This is a genomic window from Hyphomicrobium sp. GJ21, from assembly GCF_001006785.1.
In the GTDB taxonomy this organism is placed as follows: Bacteria; Pseudomonadota; Alphaproteobacteria; order Rhizobiales; family Hyphomicrobiaceae; genus Hyphomicrobium_B.
Genome location: NZ_CDHO01000002.1, coordinates 968,705 through 991,778, shown reverse-complemented (window position 1 = coordinate 991,778; position 23,074 = coordinate 968,705). Strand labels below are relative to the sequence as shown.

Genomic DNA, 23,074 nt, shown 5'->3' with positions numbered 1-23,074 from the left:
CGTTAAGCTCCAGATTTTGAGGAAAGCAGGCGCGCCAGACGGGCACGATTTGTTAGCCGGGGATCGCCGATGAGCGAGAGCGCGTAGAGAAGGATCAGCGAGAGAAGCGCGAGGGAGGCCGGGATGTACGCCATATTCATCGATGTCGGCACAACGCGCTTTTTTGCCGAAGCCATCAGTTCATTCGCGAGGCCGCCGGATTTCTGAAGCTCGACGTATGTCAGCCCGGTTTTATCGGCGAGATCCGTCAGGTGCGCGGTTTTTACCGACGAAAGATGTTCCTCGCCGGATTCTGGCGGCGCGCCGAACGGAGCATTGCGGGGATTGTAGCCTTCGCGCGTTTCGGCTCCGGGCGGCGCGGCGCCGATGCGGTTGTCTTGCGGAACGTCACTCGGTCCATAAACGCCTGATTGGCGGCCTTCATCGTCGAACTTCGGGATAGGGACTTTCTCCGTGCCACCGACCCCGACGACCAGCCCTTTGACATCGCCGATCTTGCCTTCGAACGGCGGCGTGCCCGTGAACGGCAGTGGCGGCGCTTCCTGTCCATCCGTTAGAAAAATGATATCGGCTTTGAGGCTCGAGGCGATGTCGATCGCGGAATAGAGCCCCTTCGCGATATAGCTATCGCCCTGCCAGGCCATGCGCCAGTCGAGTTCCGACAGTGCGTCTTCCAGACCGTCATAGTTGTTGCAGATCTCGACGGGATTGAAGAGCAGGAACGAAATGCGCTCGGTGAAAACACCGAGGCCCAAACGCGATTGGCAGGGCACGCTTTGAACGAGATCGACCAGCGCGTTACGGGCCGCTTGCAGTCGCGACGCGGAACCCGGTGGGCTCCCCATGTCGCGCGTGTTCATGCTGCCGGTGATGTCGACGACTGCGACCGCATCGACCACGTTCTGGTTGCGGACGACCTGAAATCCGACGAGCGCCGCGATCGTCAACGCCAGTCCTGCGATCAGGAGAAACATGCGGCGATCCCAGGGTATACCGAATGCCGTCATGGCAAGCCTTTCGGAACACCCGGCAGGTCGGTCCACACCTTCTTAGGCGTTGCCTGCTCATCGTCCGGAAGATTTTCCGCCTGCGGGAGATCGCGAACGATGCGCATCGCGATGTCGAGGTTGAATTTCGTGTTCCAGTCGTTCGGATCGAGTTTGAGTGCCAGTCGGTATTCGGATTTCGCGACGTTGATCAAAGCCGCGGCATGATCGAGGTCGCCTTTGCGCACAAACTCCGAACCTCGGCGTGTGCGCTCGTTGGCGATGTTATAAAGCGCGCGGGCACGCACGTGCGGATCGATGTTCGCTTCGCTGCTGCTGAGTAACGCTTGCGCATCCTCGATGCGATCGTGCGTGATCAGCTGATTGACGCGCGCGAGAATGAGTTCCGACGGCGAGTGTTTCGGATCAACGGAGGTGTCCTTATTTGCGGTAAGCGCGGAGATCGTACTGTTTGCGCTTCGTGTCTGCCAAAGCTGCACGGACGTTGCAGCCGTAAAAAGCAGTGCCAGCATGGCGATCATCCAAAGGATCGGTCCGCGCCAGGGCGATAAGAATTTTACCAAGCTAAGCGGCATGAGCGTCCCCCCGCTTCGGCGTTACCGATCGTTCGAAAAATTTCGCGGCGAGCAGCACACCCATGCCAAGTGCAGCGAGGCTGTAGGCCCATCGCGAAAGATCGTATTGAGGAACGCGTTCGCTGTAGACGATGGGCGTCTGCTCGAGTTTGCCGATCTCGGTAATTGCGGCTTTCACGGCTTCAGGGCTTTCAGCCTCGAAGGCGCGATAGGGAACATGCAGCCCCTGCAGGAACATGTTCAGATGGCGTTCGGGCAGAACCTGCGGGATGTCGTCGACGCCGGGCGGCGGCGGCTCAAAAATTCCGTTGGTGCCTTGCGTGCGAAGATAGAGCCAGTAGAGATGGACCGGTTGGCGCGCGAATTCAGCGCGTAGCGATTCCTGAACGCGCCGCGCGATCACGGCGGCTCCATCCGATACGAGTACGATCGCGCGCGACGCCTGTGAAACGTCTTCCTGCGTCATGTCGAGCGCCATCGCAAGGCCGCGGCCGACGTCGGTGAAGGCGAGTCCAGGCCGGTCGATGGCGTCGATCGCTCCGAGAATGAGATTTTTGTGATCGGTGATCGGCAGCACATGAATGGGCGATGTCGAGAACGCGGCGACTCCAAAGCGGTCATGGGCACGCTCGGTCACGAAGTCTTTGAGCAAGCGTTTTGCGGCTGCGGATTTCGATTCTTGCCCGCCGCTCGGCGGTCGTCCCGCGAACGTGTCGTCCATGCTCGAGGAGCGATCGATCAGCAGAACGATATGCGCGCCTTGGCCAAAGCGATCGATCGTCCGTTCGCGAAGCGAAAGCCCTGCGATGCCGAGAATGAGTCCGAGCATCGCCAGCGCACCGGCCAGACGGAGCGCGAGCGCAATGACTTGCGACGTCCGGTCGGCCTCAAAGCCGCTGAGCGACGGGTAGCCTTCCTGGCGTTGCGCGCTGAGCAAAAGCGGCAGGATCGCCAGCGGCAACAAATAGAGCGCCATGGGATTGGTGAAGATCATGCGGCTGCCTTCTCTTCACGTGCAAGATCGGCAGCCAGCTTTCGAACGTCTTCGATGGGAAACTTGCTTTCCGCGGATTGCTTGTTTCCGGAAAAGAAGAAGATGCGCGAGCTTTCGAAGAACTTATGCAACGACTCCTTGAGCGTTGAAAAGCGCTGGCGCTGGCTGAGGAAGGTCGAAAGATCCTCGGCGAACAAGCGCCGGCCATAGGATTCGTCGAACGCGCGATGCAGCGCGATCAATGAATCTCTGTAGCGACTATCGCTTCCTTCTGCGGTTCGCAGCTCTCGAATCCGGCGATCGGCCATTGTGAACGGCCGTCCCTGCCGTTTCGCGAATGGGCCTTTGGCGTAGTGCCAGAGCAGCAGAAGCGCCGAGATTGCCAGGGCAGCAAGTCCAAGTCCGAGGAGCGTCGTCTGTCGCGATGTGCTGATGGCGTGAGCCTTGGCATCGGGCGCCATGATGTCGGCAAGCTCAACCGATTTCCCCGACATGAAATCGCTGACGGCATACTCCCTGAGTGGTGACATGACGATTTGAAACGCGGGGATCGAGGCGACATCTTGGGATGAGGGAATTTCCGTACCCGGTGCGGTGTCCGAAGTTTGCGCGGCAGGAACTGTTCCTGGATTCCGGAATTTGAGCGGATACGCCGGAATTTTGACTTTGACGGCTTCGATCGGCGCATAGAACGTCTGATACTTCAGCGTGATGTCGTGGATCTTGCGCCCTTGTGTTTCGCGGACCTTGTGATCGACGTTGATCAGCTCGAGCCAATAGGTGAGTGGCCCCGGTCGCGGAAGTCCGGCCGTCAGAAGCTCGGTATCACCTGTCGTTACAACCTCGATCCGGCGCTCGAACGTATCGCCGATGAAATAACCGAATGCGCGGGGCTCATAAATATTCACCGCCTCGACGGCCGCTTTGCACGGCGCGACGCCGATGATTAGAAATGCAAGGATCAGCCAGGCGCGCATCAAACGCTTCCGTATAGAAGAAATGACGTGAGCCGCATCCAGTCGATGCGATCGCGGATCGTGAACATTTCGCGCGCTGTCGTATCGAAGACTTGGCGCGTGCGCGCGCGTTGCTCTTGGCGGGCGGCTTGCCAGCGTGCTTTGAGTGACGGCCGCATGGCGACCAGCCTTCGTGAACCTGTTTCCAGGTCGCGAAGATTGAGAAGGCCCCAGTCGGGCAGCTCATCCAGCTGCATGCTGTCGTCGATTTCGACCGGCACGACATCGTGGAAGGCGAGCGCTTCTCCGGCGCGGCGCGCATCTTCTGTCGACCACAGGAAATCCGAAACGAGAAACACGAGTCTTCGAGTTCCGGAGACCGCCGTCGCGGCTTCCAGCACACCGGAGACGCCAGGTTTTTCCGGAGTGAACGCTCGCAGTTTCTCGATGGCTTGCGAGTGGGCAGCGCGCGAGAGCGTTCTCTGCAGGCGCAAATCGTCTCGCAATGTGCTGTCGAACGGAAGGAGCGAGAACGTATCGCCGGCGCGCTCGGCGCAAACGGCGAGCGCTTGCGCCAGGTCTGCCGCGAGCGAAATCTTATTGCAGCGGCCCTCGAATGCCATCGATGTCGAAACGTCGACAAGCACGGCGACATCGATCGCGCTCGGCTGCTCGAAGCGGCGCACGAGAAGGCGTTCGAAGGGATCGTTCAGTGAAGCGCGGATTGCGATTCGCCTCGGATCGGGAAGAGAGAGCAGGGGTACAATATCGCGGAAGCGTCCGCCTCCGCCGTACAAATGACTCCGATGCGCGCCGGCGCGAATGCCGCTCGTTCGCCACGGAATGCTGTAGGCGACATCTCGGAGCTCGTCACTCACGGCGCGGGCACCTTCGCAAAGACGTCGCTGATCAATGCGCGGACGAGTTCTTCGCGCCGCAGCTCATAAACAGGTGCAAGGAAGATGCGGTGCGCCATGCATTCGTAGAAGATGTCACGAATATCTTCCGGAACGACCATGTCGCGGCCGGTCAACCATGCTGACACGCGTGCGGCGCGGATCAGGTAGCTCATGCCGCGAGGGCTCGCGCCGCCCGCGACCAGCTTGCCGACGTCGACGCCCGCAACGTTCAGGCCGGCGCTTGCGGGATTGCGAACCGCATTCCAGAGATCGAGCGTATAGCGTTCGAGCGCGGGGCTGACGGTGATGCTGGACTGAATGACTTTTGCCAGCGCATTGAGCTGCCGATAATCGACGACGCCTTCCTTCAAATTCCCGATCAGCGCGTCGACGTCGTGGAAGCGAGTTTCGAACAGAAGTTGACGGCGTGACTTTTCATCTGGCGGCGTGGCGATGGCAACTTCCATCAGGAAGCGATCGCGCGCGGCTGCGGGAAGCTCGAAGGTCTCTTCGCGTTCGATGCGGTTTCGGTCGGCGAACACCAGAAGATGCGGGAACGAATGTTCGGTGTTGAAAGCCGTAATGCTGCGTTCGGCCATCAAGCGCAGGAGCAGGGAGTGGACTTGCGGACGAGCGCGGTTGATTTCGTTGAAGAAGAAGACCGAAAGATCGCTGCCGTGACGAAGTACCGGGCCGGGCTCGACGCGCGGTTTTCCTTCTTCGTTCAGAAACGTGTAGTAGATCATGTCCGAAGGCATGAGATCGATCGTGCCTTCGACGCGTTCGTAAGCGCCGCCAAGCGTCCGGGCGACGGCTCTGAGCAAGGTGGTTTTGCCGACGCCGACGTCGCCTTCGAGCAGGACGTGGCCGCGCGCGAAGATGGCGATGACCATGAGGCGTATTGCGCGGTCTTGTCCGACCACCGCTTTTGCAACCTCGCTTTCAAGCTCGAGCGCGTGTTGACGCCAGTCCGCGAGGTCCATGCTTTTCAAGGCGGTTTGTTCCTGTTCCAAGCCCGCGATCGCGCCATTCATCGCAGAAATTTCCATGCAGTATGTGTCGGCGAACGCATCCGTTCGTCGCCGAATAAAAAAATGGGGTGCTGCATCTGCAGCACCCCAATGACCTCGGAAGAGGAAGTCTTGTCTTAGCGTGGCAAGATCCCGAGGGTCTTTATGGGGTGCGCGTCTACTGAATCTTCTTTACGTCGTAGACCCACTTGCCCGTTTTCTTGAAGTGCTCTGCGCGCTTCGCGTTGCGTGCTTCTTCGCCCTTGCGAGACTCAACCTGCTTGTTGAGTTCCTTGGGGTCGTGCTTCGGGTCGTATTTCGAACCCGCGATTTTCTCCGGGAAGCCCGGCTTCGGTTCCCAGCAGTTGCCGGGAGCTTTGCAGTGGGTGCCATCGTATGCCAGCGCAGCCGGTGCGGTCGCACCAACGAGACCGGCGGCCATGATCACTGCACCTGCCAAGATCGGGAGTGAACTCTTCTTCATCGGCTTTCCTCCATCTTCTACTTTGCTCAGGCGGCTTCGCCGCCCTTGTTGTTCCGTACCCAGCATGGATCCGCCCGTTTTCAATCGGGACGGCGGCCAGACTAGTTTCCGGAAATCTTGCACTGCGCCTTTTCGGCAGCGGCTTTGCCAGTGGCTTCCCAGGCTTTGATGTCGAAGGGCTTGAAGTTCTTCTTCTGCTCGTCGTTCAGCCATTCCGCATCCGCGACATCGTCTTTTTGGATGTGACGAATCCAGGCGATGAGCTTCAGCATGTTGTCGAGTTCGAGATCCTGGCCGTGCGGACCCATCATGCCGTTGGCACCACCGAAGATCGTTTCGAAGATGCCTTTGTCGGTTTGATTTTTCGGGTACGTCCAATAGGAGTCGTTGAGCCCCGGTCCGACTTTGCCTTCGCCGATGTGACCGTGGCAGCCCGAGCAGGACTCGAGATAGATTTCCTCGCCTTTCGGCAGGCAGCCCGCGACTTCAACGTAGGGGTCGACGCCCGTCTGCATGAACTGCTTGACCGCAGGCGTGTCGCGCCCTTCTTTCGGAGCCTGACCTTCCACGTCGAGCGTTTCGCCGGTCACCGTATTCCGGAAAACTTCCTGTGCGCCGGCGTTTGTACCGAGCCCTGCCAACGCACAGAAAGTCAGGCCCGCTGCCGCCACTGTGAATTTCAACCTTGATTTCAGTCCCACTTGTCCACTTTCCTCGATATTACCGGCGCTTGCCGGACGTTTATTTATTGGATGCCGGCTGAACGAGAGGGATCCCCTCGTCCTTCAGAACATCTTCGATTTTCGATTGCACCTTGGGCAGCGCTTCATCGATTGCTGAGAGCAATGCTTTGTCGTCCTTGCGAACGGCAAACGATTGGTCGAAATGGAATGGAACCTTCATGCCGTCCGAGCGCACGTTGTTGTCGGGGATGACAATCAGCTTCAGCGCATCGTTTGCCTTCACGTAGCGCGCGACTTCCGGAGCAAACGCCACCGCGAGCCCAGCGGTCTCGTTCGCGACCTCACCGACCATGCGATCGGGCGGAATGCGCGTGTAGGCGTTTCTGCGATCTTTGAAGTTCGTCAGCGACGATGCGTAGTTGATGTTGTCGTTATACAGATCTTCTTTTTCCATCATGACCGACGCAGGCGTGCTCGGCACGAAGCCGATCTTGCCGGCCTTCGCCAGATCCGGGCTATCCCAGTTCTCGATCTTCAATGGCGAGTCTTTGCGCACGATGAAAACGTAAGGCGCGCGATAATAGGGTTTCGACGTCAGGACGCGTTCGTCACCGGCATCGGTTCCGACGACCAGGTCACAGAGCTTTTTGTCGAGCTGATCGCGAACTGCGTAGATCGCTGGTTTCGCCGACCACACGAATTCCGCCTTGCGGCCGATTCCCTCGGCGATGATCTTCGCGATTTTATTTTCGAAGCCGTTTTCGTCCTTCGTGGAATACGGCGCTTCGTTTGCAGCTGCGCATACGCGAAGGACGGAGCCGTCGACGGCTGTTTTCGTCGTCGCGTCTTGAGCAAAGGACGGAGTGATCGACATCCAAGCGAGGACGGAAAGTCCGGCGGCGGCGAGCAACGGTCTGGAAACCTTGCCGATGGTGCTATGGCTTCGATCCGTACGGATACTAAGCGGCATGCGCAAAAAGACCTTTCGAATGCTGGTCAGAGTCATCTGACGGCTTGTGATTTTGAGATCCGAAGTCGCCAGTCTCCGGGGCAATCGCGTTGCAAGGAACTCGCGGGACGGCTCGCCATGTAGTGAAGCGGAAATGGCTGCCGCCGCGCGGCCCAGCATCCTCGCAGACGCTAAGCTTGTGAGAGAGGATCGCGGCACCGCTCGATGCCGAGCCGCGATCCATGGCTTTCATCAGCCCTTCTCGTACTCGCCGACGTTGACGTCGTCGTAGGGGTTCTTGCCATCAAGCGAGAACACCTCGAGGCTGCCGCCCATCTGCGTGTAGTTCTGCAGGTTCTTGAATGCGCCAACCGCGCCCAGACCTGCGGTCGGGTCCTGAAGGTCGAACACCAGACCAACGCCCGGCCAACCGCCAACGCCCGACATCACAGCGATGTACTGGACGCCCTTGTGCTCGTACGTCATCGGGTAACCGATCACGCCCGACGGAAGCTTATGCTTCCAGACCAGCTGTCCGGTATCCGAGTTGCGAGCCTTGAGGAAGCCATCGAGCGTTCCGTAGAACACCAGATTGCCTGCGGTCGCGAGCGTGCCGCCCCAGACCGAGAAGCGCTCCATGTGCTGCCACTTGTACTCGTTGGTGATCGCGTTGTAGGCCTTGATCTGACCAAGACCGAGGTAGTTCTGACGATCGCCTTTCGGGCCCGGGTACATCCACAGCGTCGCGCCGACGAAGAACTGGCCGGCACGGTAGGGAAGCATGAATGGCTCCCAGTCCATGCAGATGTGGTTGATGCCCATGAAGAACAGCTGCTTCTGGGGATCGTAGGAGTCGTGACCCTGGTTGTGGTACCCCATGGCCGACGGGCAGATGTCCGTGCCCTTGTGGTCCATACGGGTGCCGTATTCCGGATCGCGAACCGGGAGACCGGTCTTGAGGTCAACCGTCTTGAACACGTTGACGGTATCGTCAAGCTTGTCGGCCGAGATCAGGTCACCGTTTTCACGATCGAGCGTGTAGACGATGCCGTTACGATCGGGATGCGTCAGAAGCTTGCGCTTCTTGCCGGTCTTGTCGGTCTGCTCGGAAAGCATGATGACGTTGACGCCAGCGAAATCCCACTCGTCGTGCGGGGTCTTCTGGTAGCCGAACTTCATCTTGCCGGTGTCGGCGTCGCGAGCCGTGATCGTCATGGTCCACTTGTTGTCGCCAGGACGCATCGTCTCGTTCCACGGAGCCGGGTTGCCGGACCCGTAATAGATCAGGTTGGCAGCCGGATCGTAGGCGTACCAGCCCCAGTTCGTGCCGCCGCCGATCTTCCACGCGTCGCCTTCCCAGGTCGCGGTGCCGAGGCCCTTTTGACCATAGTGCGGGTTGGCGCTGTTGAAGTCGTCAGCAAGACCGATTTCGGCATCGGGACCGGTCGCGTAGTAACGCCAAGCCTGCTCGCCCGTGCGGACGTTGTAGGCTGTCACGTGGCCACGAACGCCGAGTTCGGCGCCTGACGAACCGACGATCGCGAGATCGTGAACGACATAGGGCGCCTGCGTGAGCGTCTGACCGACCTTGATGTCGCCGTTCTCAACCTTCCAGAACTCTTCGCCCGTCTTGGCGTTCAACGCGACGAGATGGCCGTCGAGCTGCGTCTTGATGATCAGCGAAGGTGTCTTGTCATCACCCGGCCAGTAAGCCAAACCGCGGTTCACGAGGTCGCAGCAAGCAACCGAGCGTGCAGCCGGATCCTGCTTCGGGCTGTGCTGCCACAGGATGTGGCCGGGATCGTTGAGATCGAGTGCGAAGGTCTTGTTCGGGAACGAGCTGTGAACGTACATCACGTCGCCGATGACGAGCGGTGCGCCTTCGTGTCCATGCAGCTCGCCGGTCGAGAACGACCAGGCGTGCTTCAGCTGCTTGACGTTGTCGACGTTGATCTGCGTGCTCGTGCTGTAGTTGTTCGAATCGTAGTTTTTGCCCGGCATTACCCAGTTTTCATTGCTGTTCGACAGCTCGATGAGCTTGTCGTTCGCAAGCGCGCTGGTGGCCGCGCCCATCTGCACGGCGGCAGCTAACGCCATGCAGGACGCCGACATCAGCATCGATGTGCTAGCAAGTCTTTTCATGCCAATTTATCCTCGCGTTTCCAATCCCAGCTATTGTTCTGGACGACGAGCGCGTGGCGACAGACGGGAACCCGACGCCACAACATCCGTCCTTTAGTCCGAGGGAAATCTGGGTAATTCCTCCGCCCATCTCTCCGCTCTTCGTAGGCGTACCGCGCGCTCGGATTACTGGTTCTCCGATGACTTCGCGTTCAGCACGGGCGGAACCGTAACAACGTAACTAGCGGGGGTCTTCAGTGTGATCGGCAAATAGCGCCGGGAAGAATCGGCAAAGAACGCTGCAGACGTTGTCCTGGAAGTCTGGCGTTCTCTCTGGCATAGGTCGGGCACAAACGCAGATTGCATCGTGCGGTCTGCGCATCTCACAACTCGCGAGAGCAATGAAATTTCGAACATTCTGGCTGATGGGCGCGTGCGCCCTGCTTTTTGCGGGATGTGATGATAGCAACTCAATAAATCAGCATACGGATCAACGCTCAGGGTTGACGCAATCGCAAGCACAGCCGGGCTGGCTTGATGCGACCTCAGACATTGATCCAGCCGGATGGCTGATCTCGCGCGAGGCGAGCCGGGGCAAGACCGTCAAGGCGGAGGAGGCCGACATCATCAAGGCGTCGATCGCGAACGCAGCCAAGATATTCAAAGAAGATCCGCGCATGATCGCGAACAGGGCCGTTCAGCTCGAGGTGATGCTCGATCCGACCGATGACCGCGAGACAGCGGTCTGGTTGGTCGAGGTGCTGGCGGACGTCGTGCGCGAGCCGGGTAGGGTCGAGGGATTTGGCGCAATCGGCCAACAATACTTCAATTTGCGCAAAGCGGGATTAAACGAGCGTGATGCGCTCGATGATCTCTCGCGGCGCTACAGATCGCGCGGCTAGTTTGATGCTGGACGCTTTGTTTCGGAAAGTTTCGGGGTTTGCCTGGTTCGGACGTTCGATCCGTCACCAGGTTTTGCTTGCAATCTCGTTGATGCTTCTGCTCGCCACCATCGCTGCCGGCACGATTGCTGTCGTCAATGGCCGTAACGCGGTCAACGTCGAGATCAAGGCGTCGATAGATTTCGCAGAGGGCCTGTTGCGCGAGCTGGTTCGGCGCATTGCTGCGGAAAACCAGCTTTCGAACCTCGATTACCTCGTGTCGCGCGAAGTCGACCATATGCGCCATGCGCGCATCTATGTTCAGGACGGAGGCACGCCACCAAAGCTTTTGCGCTCGTCCTCCTCAGACGATGATGGTCCGTCGCCGTTAAGCGAAACGCCCGATTGGTTTGAGAGCCTGATGATGCCGGCGGGCGGCGAGGATCATACACGCGTCATCCGCGTGCCGAATGGCGACCGTCAGATCATTCTCAAAGGCGATCCGGATGATGAAATCGCCGAGAAGTGGCAGCAGCTCTCATCGCTCGCGATCGTTGCTTCGATCTCGATGCTGTTACTCGTCGGAGCTTTCTATTTCGTGCTCGGATGGATACTGACGCCGTTGCAAGCGCTGGCGCGTGGCCTCGTAGCTTTGGAAGCCGGCGAGAACGCGCGGCGTCTCGAAATTCCGCGTGTCGTCGAGATCGCCGACATTTCGCGCAAGTTCAACTCGCTCGCGGCATCGCTCGATCAGACGCGGGCGGAAAATGGCGAGCTATACAAGCAAATCCAATCCGTTCAGGAAGATGAACGGCGCGAAATCGCGCGCGAGCTTCACGACGAAGCAGGCCCCTGCTTGTTCGGCATCACGGCGAGCGCCGAGTCGATCAACAGAATATCGGCAAAGCTCGATGACGAGTCGGCGCGCAGAATCACGACGCGAACGGACGAAATCCTGTCGATCGCCGATCGTCTGAAAGCCATGAATCGTGCGCTGCTCAAAAGATTGCATCCGGTTTCTATCGGCAAGGTGCCGCTACCAGCGTTGATCAAGGATCTCATCAACGATTTCGATCGTCGCCACACGGACGTCCGCATCATTTCGGAGATCGGTCCGTTTGCTCGTGCTTACGCTGAGAAAATCGAGCTGACCGTTTACCGGGCGACGCAAGAGGCTCTGACGAACGCCGTCCGGCACGCGCAGGCCGACAACATTCTCATCGAACTGCGGGAAGAAACGTCTCGCCGCGGAACGAGGGAGCAGGAGCCCGGCATCCTGATCTGCTTGCGGGTGAGCGATGACGGCGTCGGTTTCAAACCTGGCGCCGCTGCCGGTTTTGGTCTCTCGGCCATGCGCGAACGTGTGCTTTCCGCGGGCGGCACGCTTGCCGTCGAAGCGCGAGATCCCCGCGGCACGTCGATCTCTATCAAAATTCCAGCGCAGCCGAGCGACGCCAGCCGCCTGCAGGTACGCGAAGCTTCACGGATGACATCATGACAAAAATTCTTGTGATCGACGACCATCCTGTTGTGCTGCAGGGATGCCGCCGCGTCCTCGAGGATGCCGGCATCGAAAACATCACGCTGGCATCGAACCTGATCGATGGCTTCCGTGCCTATCGGAACGACAAGCCCGACGTCATCATTATCGATCTTGCGATCAAGAAGGGCGTTCTCGTCGGTCTCACATTCATCCGGCGATTGCGTGTGCATGACAAGCATACGCCTATCCTGGTGCTGACGATGCATGAAGATCCGATGATCGCCAGCCAGTCGCTGCGCCTCGGTGCAAACGGCTATATTTTAAAGGACACATCGTCCGTCGATATCGTGAAGGCGCTGCAGGCCGTGCGCCAGGGCAGGCCGTTTCTCAGCCACACGGTCGCATCGGCGATCGCACTGATGGAAACCAAGGGCCGTAGCAATCCGCTGAGCGGCATGACGTTACGCGAGCTCCAAACCTTGGAGCTGATCGCGCAGGGCAAGCAATATGCGGCGATCGCCGAGGAACTGCACGTCAGCTACAAGACCATCGCCAACACATGCTCGCAGATCAAGGCGAAGCTCGGTGTGAAATCCCTTCCGGAGCTCATGCGCATCGCCATCGATCATCTGCCGGAAATGGCAGGACAGCGGACGAAGTGACGGCCGCTGTCGTTGCCGGGAACTATTTCCATCGAAGTATGCCGTGACTTGGAAATCGGTTTCGCGCGATCCATGTGCATCCTTCAGATCCAACCGGTGCGGAGCCCCATGCGTATCATTTTCGCTATCTTTCTGACTTGCCTGTCCGGTTCGGCGTTTGCGGATGTCAGCTGCAAGGACCAAGTCGATGCAGCGTTCGCCAAGCTTCGCGAGGCAGGCAAATTCCGGCTGGAAACGACGATCAAGAACAAGGATGGCACCCTGAAGATGCAGGCGGACTATGTGCTGCCGGATCGCATGCACCAGACGGTGACGCTGGGCGGCGAGGGTGCTGCGATGGAAATGATCGTCGTCGGCAAAAAAGCCTGGTCGAACCAGGGCGGTGGTTGGGCGGAGTTGCCGGAGGCGTTTGCCCAAACGGTGGCCAACCAGATCAAGGATACGGTTGCCGACTCTCCGAAAGTTTCGACCGAGTACAAATGCGTCGGCGATAAGGAGTTCGAGGGCAAAACCTATGCGCTTTATCAGGGCGTTCTGGCGATGCCGTTGCCTGCCGATGCCAAGTCCAAAGGTCCACGCGTTACAGCGCTTAGCGCGCCCAATCTGCAAAACGTCTACGTCGACAAGGTGACAGGGCTGCCAGCGCGCAACATCGTGACGCCGGTCACTGAGCCCGAAAGCCGCGTGTTCGACGGCACTTTCACGATCGTCAAGGATCTGAGCATCGAGCCGCCGAAAGTGGTTCTGCCCAACTAACATCGGCTCGCTACAGCACGGCGCACTCCGGCGTTTGCAAGCGCCGGAGGCGTCAGTTCAGGGTTTGGTCGCGGCGGATTTGTCCGCTTCGCAGGTCTCGCCGAGATATTTTCCATCGACGATCACGCCAAGGTGCGAAACGCCAGCCTGCGGCGGATCGAATGTTATTTTTGTAACGGCTCGATACCAAGTATTGAAATCGCCGGTCAGCAATGTGCTGATCTTTTGCCGGCTATTTCCCGCCGAGCACGTGACATTTACGAATGTTTCATTCGCGATTGTCTTGACGTCGACAGGACCGCAATTTTTTGAATTATCGCCGAGAACGACATTATCGGTCGCGGCGATACACGACCTGATGGTTGTCATTCCAATCGAATCCGAAACCGATGTGAGCTGCCATTGTCCCGATTTTCTTGCCGGAACGTCGGCTGCCAACGTATGTCCGGACGTGCTGAGCAACGCCGCGCCGCATATGTAAATCGTGGAAACTATACGATAGGTCATGGCGCGCTTTCCTGCTTCTGTTCGTAATCGAACACATCAGGCTTGATTAGATAAAATCGTCAAATCATTTATCCGTAATGCGTTGAAGCGCGGAGAAAGTTCGGCGTATTGCCAATTCTCCAGCATCATATTGCTAAACGTGCCATTGCGAAAAATACGAAACAAGGCGCCGCTAGTGGTGTTGCCGCGGGATGGGCTTCGCGCTCGACCGAACGGGACGCAATAAATAATATAGGGAGAAGACGCATGACGAGAGCCATATTCGCGACTGCTGCAATTCTTCTGTTTTCCGGCGCGGCTTATGCTGACGATTGGGCCAGTAAGTTCAAGCAGCTCGACACGGACGGCAACGGGTCGATCAGCCGAACCGAGTGGGAAGCCAACGTTGCGACCCTGAAGCTCGATCCGGCACCGACGTTCACCGCGATGGATCAGGACGTGAATAACAGCGTCGATGCTGACGAATGGGCCGAAGCCGAGAAGATGGCCAAAGCATTTCCCGTAGCCTGCAAGTCGTCGAAGGAATCTTGGTGCCCGAAGCAGTACTGATCTGCTCCTGATGAAGTCCGAAACCCGGTTGCCTCCGGGTTTCGGTCCTAGTGCGCGAGGTTTGTCAGCTCTGTAGATTAGAAGTTTTTTAAAATTAGCCTGAGGCGATCAAAGACCGTCAACGATTGCCTCAGCTTATCAAGCCGTTGTCATAACGGCGTTCTTTTCTCGTCCCGCTAAGTATACTATTTTTGTATTATTTAGCGGAGCTACGATCTCGTGCGCGAATACCAGACTCACGACGGAGACATCTCAGTCTCGGAGATGGCCAGATTGACTGCGAAGTGCATGTCAGTCTCGCGCATAACTGCGAACTCGATCGATGCAGGACAGGTAGACGCGTCTGCGGTGACCGGCCAGGTCGTTCTCAGCATGGTTCAGCCCGGCCTGATTGCTGCCGCTCATCGCTTGAGGGTCAATTACGATAGCAAGGTCGAGTACGAGATCGAGTCCGCGCTAGGGTGCGGAATTCTGATTTCCGGAGATCCTCCCGTCTTCGATATCGAAGGGCATGGACAAGTTCGCCATGAGCTCGGGCGCGCCGTCATCGCGGGCAACGGCAAGCCCGTAAAGGCCTTCACCCACTACAAGGCAAACCAGCACAATGTGATGTCCGGCTTCTATCTGAAGCGGGACTTCTTCGACCGCTTCGGGCCGGATGTGACCGACGATGGTCTGGCGGCGTTGCGCGGGTTGTTGAACGTGGACTATCAGGCCGTCGTTCTTCCCAAGTCCCGCCGGATGGTCGAGATCGCGAAGCGCAGTCTCGCCCATCCCTATTGCGGCGAACTTGCTGAACTCTTTCTCGAGACCAACACGCTCGCCTTCGTCCTCGAAGCGGCATCGATGCTCAAAGAGGCGAACAGGATCGCGAATACGCTCGGCCGAAAAAACTATGATCGAGTGGTGCAGGCGCGTGAGATCATAGATGCCAACCTCGCATCGCCGCCGAAGTCGCTCGATCTCGCCATGCAGGTTGGGCTCAACCTGACGACCTTGCAGGCGCACTTCAAAACTGCGTACGGGACATCCATCTTCGGCTACATCCGCCGCGAACGTCTGGAGTTGTCGCGCGCGATGCTAAGGGACACGGACCTACCTGTCGCAAAAGTCGGCTATCAGGTCGGCTTTTCGAGCCCCGCGGCGTTCACAGCGGCCTATCGCCGTCACTTCGGCGAGCCGCCCACGCGCAAGTTTCCCCGCCGATGAGGCGTTGCATTCCGCGATAGTATTTCGTTGAGCGAGAATAGCCGCCTGTCTGGCGGAGCATTCGCCATCCCAGCTAAAAGATTACTAATTTAGTAAGGATTTGCGGAGGGCACCGAAGGACTACGAGATCGGTGATGAGCGGGCATTGCGGAGAGGTCTCAGGAAACCTGCTTCGCGCCCGATTCTGACGCATCCGGAATTCGGACTGATCGCATGCCGTGCGCGGTCGGGCGTAACGCTTGCGCGTGGAAGGGCACTCGGGCGCGCTCGTGATCAATGCACTTTGTACGGTTCGGAAAATTTCTCCGGGGGGAGAAAGAGTATGTTGGAGGGGAAATTGACTCGTTCGGTAATTGCTTCCGAGGTTGGTACGCGGCGCTCGGTGCGAGCCGGTCATGTCTGGACGCTTGCATTCTTGTTCATGATGACGACGGCGGCCGGTCTGCACCCTGCTGTCGCGCAGGAGCCCGGGACGCCGGCACCGCCAGCTGCCGCGCAATCATCCCCGGAGCAAGCTGCGCCAGCGGCCAATGAGGACGCGACGAGTCCCGGCTCGGCAGCGTTGCCCGAAGTCGTGGTAACAACGGCGCCCAAGTCGAAGACGGTGTCGAAGGCCAAGAAGACGACGAAGCGTGCGGGCACCGCTCAGGCAAGTGCGCCGCAGCCTGCGCCACCCCCTGTCGAAATTACTGAGCAGATCGGCAGTGCGGCTGGAACCGCGACCGAAACGGCGACGGGGCCTGTCGATGGCATCGTCGCGACCAGAACCGCGACCGGCATCAAGACCGACACGCCTTTGATCGAGGTGCCGCGCACGGTCAACGTGGTGACGAAAGATCAGATCGAGCAGCAGAGTGCGCAGACAATCGGTCAGGCGCTCCGCTATACGCCCGGCATCATGCTCGACAAATATACGGCCAGCGGCCTCTTCGACGTGTTCGTCGTTCGCGGGTTCGAAGCGCCGATCTATCTCGACGGCCTGATCTTGCCGAACGAACAGACCCTGACGTTCGCGAAGCCGTTCGTCGATCCGTACATGCTCGAGCGCATCGAAGTGCTCAAGGGTCCGGCCTCGGCGCTCTATGGGCAGGCGCCTCCCGGGGGCTTGATCGACATGGTCAGCAAGCGTCCGACGGAGGAGGCGCAGAACGAGGTCTTCTTCACGTTCGGCAATCACGATTGGGTGCAGGGTGGGTTCGACTTCAGCGGTCCCGTCGACAAGAACGGCAAGCTCTCATATCGCCTCGTCGGAATGGGCAATACCACCGATCTGCAGATGGATTTTACCGATCGGCAGCGCTTCTTCATCGCGCCGAGCCTGACCTATCGGCCCGATACCAGCACCACCCTCACGCTACTTGGAAGCTTCGCAACGACCAACGGGTACGGTCCGCAGCAATATGTGCCGCTGGAGCTGACGAAAAAATCAGCGCCATTCGGGCGTATTCCATACAGCCGTTATCTCGGCGATCCCGACAACGACCATTCGCGTCTCGACGAATATTGGTTCGGCTACGCCTTCGAGCATCGTTTCGACAGCGCCTTGACGTTCCGTCAGAACGTTCGCTTCAGCAGCGTCGATGCGGAGGTGACAGCCGTTCGGACGGAAGGTTTGGCAAGAGATATTAGCGGGCAGATCATCGATTACCGCACTGTCAATCGCACGAACAATTACGTCGCCGGGTATACGAACGACATCGTTCTCGATAACCAGCTCGAGGCGCGCTTCTTCACGGGTGCGCTCGCGCATAAGGCGCTGGTCGGTCTTGATTACCAGTACGGTCAGGGCGCTTCGGACTATCGGTTCGGATCTGCGCCGCCGATCGATGCCTACAACCCAAATTACAATCTGCCTGTTCCGCCTGTGAGTGCGCTGCTGCGTTATCTCGACACGCGCAACCAGCATGATCAGATCGGGGTGTATGCTCAGGATCAGATCAAGCTCGATGGCTGGAATTTCACGTTCGGCGGACGCCACGATTGGGCGCATACCGAGACGAACGGCACGCAATTCAACTTCAACACGTTCGCATATGATCCAGTGAATGTGGCGATCGACGATCAGGCGTGGACCGGTTTTGCGGGTCTGTCGTACGTCTTTGCCAACGGCTTTGCACCCTATGTCAGCTATTCGACATCGTTCATGCCAGCCAGCGGTCTGACGCTGAAAGATGGTTACGGCAATGTACTGAAGCCGACGACGGGCGAAGGCGTCGAGGCGGGCGTCAAATATCAGCCGCTGGGAACGCAAACGATGCTGTCGGCGGCGGTATTCGATCTGAAGCAGCAGAACGTCGCCACGCCAAACGCTTCGAATCCGCCGATCACGATCCAAGCGGGTGAAGTCGAAGTCGCTGGTGTGGAACTCGAGGCTAGGTCGAAGGTCACGGAGAACCTCGATATCATCGCCGCGTACAGTCACTATTTCAAAGCTGAGATCACGGCCGATGCCAATCCGGCGAACATAGGCAACGTCTTTCCGAGCGTTGCGCGCGACAACGCTTCGCTCTGGGCGAAATACACATGGCATGAAGGCCGGATCGCGGGCTTCGGACTTGGCGGCGGCGTTCGATATACCGGCCCGCAGTATGCCGACTCGCGCAACGTCTGGAAGGTGCCGGGCTATACCCTGTTCGATCTCGCAGCGAGCTACGACCTCGGCTATCTGTCGCCGAAATACGAAGGCGCATCGCTGCAACTGAATGTCGCCAATCTGTTCAACACGTACTACGTTGCAACGTGCGTCACGAGCGACGCTTATTGCGGACTTGGCGCGGAGCGCACCATTCTCGCGACGTTGCGCTACAAATGGTGAGCTGAGTTCGGATGACGAATAGTTCTTTGCGCAAATGGGCGTGGGTGCACAAATGGTCGAGCCTCGTCTCGACCATTTTCCTGCTCATGCTTTGCATCACCGGGCTGCCGCTGATCTTCCATCACGAGATCGACGATCTGCTGCACGACTCGGCACATCCGGCCGAGGTCGCGCCGGGCACGCAGCCGGTCAGTCTCGACCAGGTTCTGCAAAACGTGCACGAGCGCTATCCTGGCAAGGTCGTTCAGTTTCTGTCGTGGGATGATGAAAATCCCGGCGTCCTGTTTTTGTCGATCAATGACAGCGTCAGTGCTGATCCGATGACAAACCAGTTCGCGCGTTTTGACGCGAACACGGGCAGCTTTCTGGACGAGCCGGATTTCAATGGCCGGTTCACGATGATCATGTACCGGCTGCATACGGATATGTATGCGGGCCTGTCCGGAAAGCTCTTTCTCGGATTGATGGGCCTCTTCTTTGTTGCGGCGATCGTCTCGGGAATCGTGATCTACGGCCCGTTCATGCGAAAGCTGAAATTTGGCGCGATACGTGTCAGCCGCACGCGCCCTGTTCGCTGGCTCGACTGGCATAATTTTCTCGGGATCGTCGTTATCGCCTGGACGCTCGTCGTCGGCGCGACTGGAGTTGTGAACACTTGGGCCGATCTCGTTGTGAAGGTGTGGCAGTTCACGCAGCTCTCCGAAATGCTCGGGCCGGGCAGGGACCGTCCGGTTCCGACGAAGCTCGCATCCGTGGAAGACGCCATGCAGCTGGCGCGAAGCAAGTTGCCCGATATGGAGCCGCAAACCGTCGCCTTTCCCGGCACGATTTTCGCTGGCCCTGCGCACTACGTCATCTTTTTCAAAGGCAACACGCCGTTGACGTCGCGCTTGCTGAAGCCGGTCGTCATCGATGGAGAAACCGGCGCTTTTACGGATATGCAGGACATGCCGTGGTTCGTGACCACGCTGCTGATTTCGAAGCCGCTGCATTTCGGCGACTACGGCGGGATGACGTTGAAGGTGATCTGGGCGATCCTCGACGTGATCACGATCATCATTCTCATCACGGGGCTCTATCTCTGGATTGCCCGCAGGCGCTTGCCTGCTGAGCAACCGCCGGAGCTGGCGTTGCCATCGGTTGAGCGGTCGCACGCATGAGCCCGCCGATGCTGAGAAAGCCGATCTGGCAGAGAACCTACATTCTTCCGACGGTTGTCGCGGTGGTGAGCGGCGTGGGCTTGATCTTCGCACTGCTGGGCGACGGCATCTGGGATGCGTTGTCCTGGTTAGCGGTCGGTCTGCCGGTCGCGATTGCGGCGTGGGTTTGGTGGCAAGCAACGTCTGTCCGCGGTAAGGCGCGTTAGCCGTTTGCGAGGACAATAAAGTGGAATGGGGCGTATGAGTCCCAAAAGCGCGGCGTCAATCCTTCGGCGCGTCTGGTGATGACGTGCGAGCCGGTGAAAATATCGGCGGCGGCTCGTATCGTATCGGGGAAGCTGCCGATCAGGATGATGGTCACGGCACGCTCTTGATCGGCCGCTTCGGTTACGCGGCGGGCGACCTCGGGCCATAGATCCATCGCGAACGGGTTGTTGAAGAAGAGAAGCAGGTTCCCATCGGGAAAGGTGCACTTCGTGGCGCATTCATTGAGAATGGCGCACGGCGATCGCTCTGGAACAGGGCTTTTATAGCGCGCCACGTTTTCGCGAGCGACGTCGCATGCGAAGCTCGCAAAGTCGACCCCAATGCAGGATTTGAATCCAAGTTCGGAGGCGAGCATGACGGTGCGGCCCTTGCCGCAGCCGATATCCATGTAGCTGTAGTCGTTGCGCTGCGCTGGGAAATATCGCGAGAGATAGGAAAAGACGCTCGGCGGGGTCGATACGATGTCGTAGCCGGACCCAGCGTGATTTCCGACGACCGCGACACGGGAGGCGTTGATGGCCACGCGTCCGCCCGTGTCAACGCCGTGCTGCTGGTCCCATTTGTGAGTGAGATGTTCCGCTACGCGATCGGCTAACCGGCGTTTGAGCGTTCTCGCGGCTGCGATGGCGTCGAATGCGGCGGATCGCGTTTTCGAACCGCGCTGCAATTCAGGTGAGCCGTTCATCGATCTTCACATCCATTGGATCTGCGCGTTGTTGGCGAACCCTGTCGTCAAGACGCGGGATGGAGGCTTGTTCTTGTAACGGTTGAACTGATCTGCGTTTTGGAACGCGGCGGGCGAGATGCCGGGAGAGCGATTTTGCTGTGAAGCCGGCGCCCGCCACGAAGCGTGTGATCGGCCCGAAGCTCATTTCGGACATGGGGCCGATGAAATAGAGACCGCCAACGGACGACTCAAAGTTGATGGACAACTTGGGGGCCTGCTCGATCAGCGTCATTGTTCTCAGAATATCGCCGGACAGGAAGGAGAGGCGGCTCACGTCTTTTTCGTAACCCGTGCCCCATATGATGGCGTCAAAATCCTGTTCGCGCTCGGGCTGATCTTGTTGGCGAATTGTGAGGCTGAGGCCGTGCTCAAGAGTGCGCGCGCCGGTGATCGAACTCGCGACGTGCATCGGAACGACGCCGACGACGCGATCCTTGATCCACCAGGGTGCAGACGGGGGAACGAACGCGCGCAGCAATCTGAGACGCCGAGCTTCGGACAGCAAGTACGGCAGTTGCGGGAAATGCCCGATCAGAAATGGCACCTTGCCGTTTCCGATGGGCGATGACGGCTGCAGGATGCGTTCGCGAAGACTGCGATAGCGCGGCGTCCGATCGTAAATCAGAACATTCGGCTCGCGGATGAATACTTCGGGGAATCCGCCCGCTTCGTGGACCAGTGCGCCCGCTTCGATGGCGGAAGCGCCGCCGCCGACAATCGCGACACGTTTGCCTCGATATTCGGAATAATCGGAGAGATGGAACGTATGCTTCGAAATTTCTTGAGGCAGTTTGTGAAAGTCGGCCGGGATTGCGTCCAGATAGGACAATCCGGTTGCGACGATCACATGCGGCGCGGAGAGTTCGGAGCCGTCATCGAGCGTGATGTGAAAGCCGCGATCCATCTGGGCAATGGCGGTTACTTTCGTTGCCTCGACGTTCGGCACGAAATGCGACTGGATCCAGAGCCCATAGTTGGCGAACGACTCCATCGAGCATGGCTCGTAGTCCTCTAGTCCGCGCTCTCTGCACCATCGGGAAAATGCTACGGGCGTCTTCGGCACCGAAATGTTGGTGCTCGATGCCGGGGATTTGAGATTGATGCCCGTGGGCAAGTCGCGCCAGAAGCCCATCGGGATGCCGAAGATGCGAAAATTCACGCCGCGAGCACGCAGATGCGCAGCGAGGGAAAGCCCGTAGGGGCCGGCTCCGATGATCACGACATCCGGGTTGGGCGCCGAAATGCTCATTTCGTTAGGCAGTCTCTGAAGAACGCTCGTGGGCGACGAAGAATAGAGAAGATTTGCTGCGTGGAATCGATGGCGTAGGGAATGAGATCGTTTTGATCGAACGCGGCTTCTACGATGTTTTTCGAGGACTGCCGCCATGCAGTCCAGCGTCCGGATTCCTCGGGCGACATCGATCCCAAGCCACGACGAAAGCGCGTGATGAGCTGAAATTGGAAGCTGTTGCAAAACGCATAGTTCTGGCCTTTCTCGCGCTTCTCGAAGGCGGCGATCAAGTCATCGACTTTTTCGTCCTGCCCGGTCGCCGCGGCGTAAACCAATCCGGGAATGTCGAGGCCCCGCGCAATTTCCAGGCCAACCTGATTATAGAAGCGGGCGTTGAAATCGATCAGCAGCTTTTTATCGCCAGCCTGAATGAACTCGCATTCAAAAGCACCATAATAGCCAATCCGTTCGCATAGCTCCATGACTTTGCCGGCGAGCGCGGTATCGACGGGGGCTTCCTCGAAGCAAAGGCCGATCCCGAGATTGTGCGGGCGCTGCATCGACTTGACGGCCGCAAGTACGGCGGTTTTCGTTCCGGAGCGGTCGCGAAATCCGGATAGGCTGTAAACGCTGTTGACGGCTTCGGGGTAGAAAGCCTGAAACATCGGAAACATGATTTCCGGATGCGATTTCGCGAAGCTCGGATCGCCCGGTCCGACTGCTGCCATGCGGTCGAACTGCTGCATCAGTGCATCCGGACCGGGCTTTAGAACGGTGCCTTTCACCAAGTTGCGCGCGGCGAGTTGGCATCGCGGCTTGATGATCAGGCGTTCCGAGATCGCGTTGGCGATTTCCTGCGCATTGGCGCGCGAGGTGGGAAGCCAAGTCGGCGGTGTGTCGATGCCGGTAGCCTGAGCGTGGCGCAGCAGCTGACCCTTGTCGAGCACGCACATCATGGTCTCGAGGTCAGGCTGATATAATAAAAAGAGCTTCTCCAGATCCTGACGGCATTTTGCGAGTGCGTAAGAAACGGCGTCGCTCGTCGCATAGAGGACGCTACCGGCGAATGGCTTGCCGGCATCGAGCAACCACCGTGCAAATCGCGTGGTCTCCTCGAACGGAGGCGATCGCAAATGAGAGATGCAATAG

The 23,074-nt window shown here is 58.6% G+C and carries 23 protein-coding genes; 9 read left to right on the top strand and 14 right to left on the bottom strand.

Translation table 11 applies throughout. From position 1 onward, the window contains the following. Window positions 1–2 precede the first annotated feature (2 nt). From HYPGJ_RS07625 to HYPGJ_RS07580, 10 genes are all read right to left on the bottom strand, one after another. Window positions 3–1,007 (bottom strand): vWA domain-containing protein, encoded by a 1,005-nt coding sequence (locus tag HYPGJ_RS07625; RefSeq protein WP_046846556.1) that lies wholly within the window; start codon window positions 1,005–1,007, stop codon window positions 3–5. Further along, window positions 1,004–1,582: a hypothetical protein gene (locus HYPGJ_RS07620; RefSeq protein WP_046846555.1), complete on the bottom strand. Its 579-nt coding sequence runs from the start codon at window positions 1,580–1,582 to the stop codon at window positions 1,004–1,006. The genes HYPGJ_RS07625 and HYPGJ_RS07620 overlap by 4 nt, the downstream gene beginning before the upstream one ends. Beyond that, window positions 1,572–2,576: a vWA domain-containing protein gene (locus tag HYPGJ_RS07615; protein WP_046846554.1), complete on the bottom strand. Its 1,005-nt coding sequence runs from the start codon at window positions 2,574–2,576 to the stop codon at window positions 1,572–1,574. Before HYPGJ_RS07615 ends, HYPGJ_RS07620 begins: the two co-directional genes overlap by 11 nt. Beyond that, window positions 2,573–3,553: a hypothetical protein gene (locus HYPGJ_RS07610; RefSeq protein ID WP_046846553.1), complete on the bottom strand. Its 981-nt coding sequence runs from the start codon at window positions 3,551–3,553 to the stop codon at window positions 2,573–2,575. Before HYPGJ_RS07610 ends, HYPGJ_RS07615 begins: the two co-directional genes overlap by 4 nt. Beyond that, window positions 3,553–4,410, bottom strand: coding sequence for a DUF58 domain-containing protein (locus tag HYPGJ_RS07605; RefSeq protein ID WP_046846552.1), 858 nt, complete (start codon window positions 4,408–4,410; stop codon window positions 3,553–3,555). Before HYPGJ_RS07605 ends, HYPGJ_RS07610 begins: the two co-directional genes overlap by 1 nt. Beyond that, window positions 4,407–5,465 carry a MoxR family ATPase gene (locus HYPGJ_RS07600; protein ID WP_046846803.1) on the bottom strand — a complete coding sequence of 353 codons (1,059 nt, stop codon included), beginning with the start codon at window positions 5,463–5,465 and terminating at the stop codon, window positions 4,407–4,409. Before HYPGJ_RS07600 ends, HYPGJ_RS07605 begins: the two co-directional genes overlap by 4 nt. A 154-nt stretch (window positions 5,466–5,619) precedes the next feature. Beyond that, a complete protein-coding gene (locus HYPGJ_RS07595; RefSeq protein WP_046846802.1) occupies window positions 5,620–5,925 on the bottom strand; it encodes a methanol dehydrogenase [cytochrome c] subunit in 306 nt (101 codons plus the stop codon). A gap of 101 nt (window positions 5,926–6,026) precedes the next feature. Then, window positions 6,027–6,581, bottom strand: a complete 555-nt coding sequence (gene moxG, locus HYPGJ_RS07590) for a cytochrome c(L), periplasmic (RefSeq protein ID WP_244466049.1) — start codon at window positions 6,579–6,581, stop codon at window positions 6,027–6,029. Window positions 6,582–6,666: 85 nt separating this feature from the next. Then, complete coding sequence (gene moxJ / locus HYPGJ_RS07585) at window positions 6,667–7,578, bottom strand: methanol oxidation system protein MoxJ (protein WP_052750843.1); 912 nt, start codon at window positions 7,576–7,578, stop codon at window positions 6,667–6,669. 231 nt (window positions 7,579–7,809) lie between these two features. Beyond that, window positions 7,810–9,669: a methanol/ethanol family PQQ-dependent dehydrogenase gene (locus HYPGJ_RS07580; protein WP_348270897.1), complete on the bottom strand. Its 1,860-nt coding sequence runs from the start codon at window positions 9,667–9,669 to the stop codon at window positions 7,810–7,812. Between the two features lie 512 nt (window positions 9,670–10,181). On the opposite strand from HYPGJ_RS07580, the gene HYPGJ_RS07575 reads away from it, so the two are divergent. From HYPGJ_RS07575 to HYPGJ_RS07560, 4 genes are all read left to right on the top strand, one after another. Next, window positions 10,182–10,580, top strand: coding sequence for a hypothetical protein (locus tag HYPGJ_RS07575; RefSeq protein ID WP_046846799.1), 399 nt, complete (start codon window positions 10,182–10,184; stop codon window positions 10,578–10,580). 4 nt (window positions 10,581–10,584) lie between these two features. Continuing rightward, window positions 10,585–12,057 (top strand): ATP-binding protein, encoded by a 1,473-nt coding sequence (locus tag HYPGJ_RS07570; protein WP_046846550.1) that lies wholly within the window; start codon window positions 10,585–10,587, stop codon window positions 12,055–12,057. Continuing rightward, window positions 12,054–12,704 (top strand): response regulator transcription factor, encoded by a 651-nt coding sequence (locus tag HYPGJ_RS07565; protein ID WP_013215353.1) that lies wholly within the window; start codon window positions 12,054–12,056, stop codon window positions 12,702–12,704. The genes HYPGJ_RS07570 and HYPGJ_RS07565 overlap by 4 nt, the downstream gene beginning before the upstream one ends. Window positions 12,705–12,812: 108 nt before the next feature. Further along, entirely contained in the window at window positions 12,813–13,460 is a 648-nt protein-coding gene (locus HYPGJ_RS07560; RefSeq protein ID WP_046846798.1) for a hypothetical protein, read from the top strand. Between the two features lie 57 nt (window positions 13,461–13,517). Here HYPGJ_RS07560 and HYPGJ_RS07555 read toward each other — a convergent pair whose 3' ends face one another. Beyond that, window positions 13,518–13,967, bottom strand: coding sequence for a DUF3617 family protein (locus tag HYPGJ_RS07555; RefSeq protein WP_046846549.1), 450 nt, complete (start codon window positions 13,965–13,967; stop codon window positions 13,518–13,520). A 246-nt stretch (window positions 13,968–14,213) separates the two neighbouring features. Here HYPGJ_RS07555 and HYPGJ_RS07550 point away from each other — a divergent pair, with 246 nt between their 5' ends. The 5 genes from HYPGJ_RS07550 to HYPGJ_RS07530 all read left to right on the top strand — a co-directional run bounded on the left by HYPGJ_RS07550 (window position 14,214) and on the right by HYPGJ_RS07530 (window position 19,906). Next, entirely contained in the window at window positions 14,214–14,516 is a 303-nt protein-coding gene (locus tag HYPGJ_RS07550) for a hypothetical protein (protein ID WP_046846548.1), read from the top strand. Between the two features lie 288 nt (window positions 14,517–14,804). Then, the gene (locus tag HYPGJ_RS18400) at window positions 14,805–15,725 is read left to right on the top strand and encodes an AraC family transcriptional regulator (RefSeq protein WP_052750828.1); all 921 of its coding nucleotides are present in this window, start codon (window positions 14,805–14,807) and stop codon (window positions 15,723–15,725) included. Window positions 15,726–16,062: 337 nt separating this feature from the next. Beyond that, complete coding sequence (locus HYPGJ_RS07540; protein ID WP_159108289.1) at window positions 16,063–18,540, top strand: TonB-dependent siderophore receptor; 2,478 nt, start codon at window positions 16,063–16,065, stop codon at window positions 18,538–18,540. 11 nt (window positions 18,541–18,551) lie between these two features. Continuing rightward, window positions 18,552–19,700: a PepSY domain-containing protein gene (locus tag HYPGJ_RS07535; protein ID WP_046846547.1), complete on the top strand. Its 1,149-nt coding sequence runs from the start codon at window positions 18,552–18,554 to the stop codon at window positions 19,698–19,700. After that, on the top strand, window positions 19,697–19,906 hold the full coding sequence (locus HYPGJ_RS07530) for a hypothetical protein (RefSeq protein WP_046846546.1): 210 nt from the start codon (window positions 19,697–19,699) through the stop codon (window positions 19,904–19,906). Before HYPGJ_RS07535 ends, HYPGJ_RS07530 begins: the two co-directional genes overlap by 4 nt. On the opposite strand, the gene HYPGJ_RS07525 is transcribed toward HYPGJ_RS07530, so the two are convergent. The 3 genes from HYPGJ_RS07525 to HYPGJ_RS19190 are packed head-to-tail and all read right to left on the bottom strand — an operon-like array spanning window position 19,903 to window position 23,013. Beyond that, window positions 19,903–20,652 (bottom strand): class I SAM-dependent methyltransferase, encoded by a 750-nt coding sequence (locus HYPGJ_RS07525; RefSeq protein WP_046846545.1) that lies wholly within the window; start codon window positions 20,650–20,652, stop codon window positions 19,903–19,905. The two genes, HYPGJ_RS07530 and HYPGJ_RS07525, sit on opposite strands and share 4 nt — an antisense overlap. Beyond that, window positions 20,636–21,943: an NAD(P)-binding domain-containing protein gene (locus tag HYPGJ_RS07520; protein ID WP_052750826.1), complete on the bottom strand. Its 1,308-nt coding sequence runs from the start codon at window positions 21,941–21,943 to the stop codon at window positions 20,636–20,638. Before HYPGJ_RS07520 ends, HYPGJ_RS07525 begins: the two co-directional genes overlap by 17 nt. After that, window positions 21,940–23,013, bottom strand: a complete 1,074-nt coding sequence (locus HYPGJ_RS19190) for a hypothetical protein (protein WP_159108288.1) — start codon at window positions 23,011–23,013, stop codon at window positions 21,940–21,942. Before HYPGJ_RS19190 ends, HYPGJ_RS07520 begins: the two co-directional genes overlap by 4 nt. Window positions 23,014–23,074: the final 61 nt, after the last annotated feature.

What these genes read in the sequence shown, in the direction of transcription:
- HYPGJ_RS07625 (WP_046846556.1), bottom strand. Translation starts at nt 1,007, where the DNA reads ATGACGGCATTCGGTATACCCTGGGATCGCCGCATGTTTCTCCTGATC.
- HYPGJ_RS07620 (WP_046846555.1), bottom strand. Translation starts at nt 1,582, where the DNA reads ATGCCGCTTAGCTTGGTAAAATTCTTATCGCCCTGGCGCGGACCGATC.
- HYPGJ_RS07615 (WP_046846554.1), bottom strand. Translation starts at nt 2,576, where the DNA reads ATGATCTTCACCAATCCCATGGCGCTCTATTTGTTGCCGCTGGCGATC.
- HYPGJ_RS07610 (WP_046846553.1), bottom strand. Translation starts at nt 3,553, where the DNA reads ATGCGCGCCTGGCTGATCCTTGCATTTCTAATCATCGGCGTCGCGCCG.
- HYPGJ_RS07600 (WP_046846803.1), bottom strand. Translation starts at nt 5,465, where the DNA reads ATGAATGGCGCGATCGCGGGCTTGGAACAGGAACAAACCGCCTTGAAA.
- HYPGJ_RS07595 (WP_046846802.1), bottom strand. Translation starts at nt 5,925, where the DNA reads ATGAAGAAGAGTTCACTCCCGATCTTGGCAGGTGCAGTGATCATGGCC.
- moxJ (WP_052750843.1), bottom strand. Translation starts at nt 7,578, where the DNA reads ATGCCGCTTAGTATCCGTACGGATCGAAGCCATAGCACCATCGGCAAG.
- HYPGJ_RS07580 (WP_348270897.1), bottom strand. Translation starts at nt 9,669, where the DNA reads ATGTCGGCGTCCTGCATGGCGTTAGCTGCCGCCGTGCAGATGGGCGCG.
- HYPGJ_RS07570 (WP_046846550.1), top strand. Translation starts at nt 10,585, where the DNA reads ATGCTGGACGCTTTGTTTCGGAAAGTTTCGGGGTTTGCCTGGTTCGGA.
- HYPGJ_RS07565 (WP_013215353.1), top strand. Translation starts at nt 12,054, where the DNA reads ATGACAAAAATTCTTGTGATCGACGACCATCCTGTTGTGCTGCAGGGA.
- HYPGJ_RS07560 (WP_046846798.1), top strand. Translation starts at nt 12,813, where the DNA reads ATGCGTATCATTTTCGCTATCTTTCTGACTTGCCTGTCCGGTTCGGCG.
- HYPGJ_RS07555 (WP_046846549.1), bottom strand. Translation starts at nt 13,967, where the DNA reads ATGACCTATCGTATAGTTTCCACGATTTACATATGCGGCGCGGCGTTG.
- HYPGJ_RS07550 (WP_046846548.1), top strand. Translation starts at nt 14,214, where the DNA reads ATGACGAGAGCCATATTCGCGACTGCTGCAATTCTTCTGTTTTCCGGC.
- HYPGJ_RS18400 (WP_052750828.1), top strand. Translation starts at nt 14,805, where the DNA reads ATGTCAGTCTCGCGCATAACTGCGAACTCGATCGATGCAGGACAGGTA.
- HYPGJ_RS07535 (WP_046846547.1), top strand. Translation starts at nt 18,552, where the DNA reads ATGACGAATAGTTCTTTGCGCAAATGGGCGTGGGTGCACAAATGGTCG.
- HYPGJ_RS07530 (WP_046846546.1), top strand. Translation starts at nt 19,697, where the DNA reads ATGAGCCCGCCGATGCTGAGAAAGCCGATCTGGCAGAGAACCTACATT.
- HYPGJ_RS07525 (WP_046846545.1), bottom strand. Translation starts at nt 20,652, where the DNA reads ATGAACGGCTCACCTGAATTGCAGCGCGGTTCGAAAACGCGATCCGCC.
- HYPGJ_RS07520 (WP_052750826.1), bottom strand. Translation starts at nt 21,943, where the DNA reads ATGAGCATTTCGGCGCCCAACCCGGATGTCGTGATCATCGGAGCCGGC.